Annotated in this window: 1 protein-coding gene; it reads right to left on the bottom strand. The window is 39.5% G+C overall.

Going from position 1 to position 352, the window contains the following annotated elements; genetic code table 11:
• On the bottom strand, positions 1-352 hold a 352-nt coding region (locus AC0IXA_RS27245; RefSeq protein WP_471814874.1), incomplete at both ends, for an ABC transporter transmembrane domain-containing protein.

Genomic DNA, 352 nt, shown 5'->3' with positions numbered 1-352 from the left:
CCATATCGTTGATCACTCTTGAAATAATTTCTCCTGTTCTCGTGTTGGCATAATAACGAAGACTTAGCTTTTGAATATGCGAGAACAGCTTCTCCCGAATATCAAACAATACTTTACTGCCTGTCCACTGCGCGTAGTATTGTCTATAGTATTCAACAGGCGGCCTCATCACTAAAAATAATACGAGCATGATTCCCATTATGATCAGTAGAGTTGATGTCTTTTCTTCAGGCGACCCCGAGCCTTGAATGACATCATCAATGACATACTTTAAAAGCAGAGGCAATGTTAACGGAATCGAGAATTTAATCATCCCGATGACCATTGTCAATGCAATCTGTTTTTTATACGG

It is taken from the genome of Pseudomonas sp. AC083 (assembly GCF_979253165.1).
Note: the sequence above shows the minus strand (reverse complement) of the source record. Positions and strands in the feature narration are given on the sequence as shown.